At 50.8% G+C, this 1,190-nt stretch carries 1 pseudogene; it reads left to right on the forward strand.

The annotated features are described in order from the left end of the window. Positions 1-168: 168 nt before the first annotated feature. Positions 169-1,190, forward strand: a pseudogene (locus ABMA70_RS16000) (hypothetical protein); the annotation flags it as partial.

Below are 1,190 nucleotides of genomic sequence, written 5' to 3' on the forward strand. Positions count from 1 at the left end.
GCAGGTGCTAACCGCATCGTTCAGTTCTCAAGCATATTCATGGGTGGTGATAACACTCGTTTGAATCCAGCAGAGCTTTACATCTCCTCACCAAGCAACGCTACGGTGAAGGTGAATGGTTGGTACAACCGAGTCATCGGTGTTAACCCTACCTACTAAGGAGGAGCTATGGCAGCTAGAAAAGGTGCAGTCAACCGTTTCACACCAGTACGTGGGTGGGTGACGGAAGGCAACCTAGCTAACTATGGACAAGACGTAGCCCTTGATGTAGAGAACATGGACATCGAGAAGACAGGGCTTACTCAGCGTCGCTTCGGTCTGTTTGCCGAGACTTCGTCTGAACAGTTCCTGTCTACCTTCACATCCACAGCCCGTGCTCGTGGCTTACTTGCCGTGAAAGAATGGCGTGAGGCTTGGGGTGACAAAGATGTCAACATGCTTATTTTCCATGCTGGCTATAAAGTCCATGTGGTGCAGGATACGGCTCCGTTACGTGATGCTAACATCCTACTCACCATCGACCTACTGGAAGCAGGCATCAAGCTTGACGGTGTAATCGACAGCCCAGTCCACATCTCTGTAGGTGTGGGCTTTGCTATCATTACCAACCCTCGCATTGAGCCAGTGCTCATCAAGCTGGACGACGTAGACGATGAAGGCGTACCTACGCTGTCGTATGAACCTCTCACTCTGTTGATTCGTACCCGTGAGCTATTGACCCCGTACACTACTGGGACCAACTACGGTGATACGTTGACACCGGAGGAGGAGTGGAACCTGTATAACTCAGGCTGGGCTACCATCACTCGTGCTACCAAGGATAAGTCAGGCTCAGGTACGGTGTATGTCAACCCAGTGCAATACTACTTCGACAAGCGTGGCGTATATCCTAGCCACTCAGTGTTGTACAACTCAATGAAGCAGGAGAGTGCGAAAGAGATTGTAGCTCTGAACGTGTTCTCACCTTGGGCTGATGAGAAGATTAACTTCGGTACAACCACCCCACCATTGGGGCGTTACATCCACAGTGCATACTACTTTGACTCAGCAGCTATCTTGGGCTTAGGCATTGGTAACTTAACCCCGCCTACCTCAGACGGTACTACCGAGGGTAGCGGTCCTGCCGAGGAGGAAATCTCCAACCCAATCGGACTGGACAACATTGGTACAGTGAACAACCTCAAGTTGAT

Origin of the sequence: Halobacteriovorax sp. XZX-3 (assembly GCF_043196495.1) — a bacterium.
Classification (GTDB): Bacteria; Bdellovibrionota; Bacteriovoracia; order Bacteriovoracales; family Bacteriovoracaceae; genus Halobacteriovorax_A.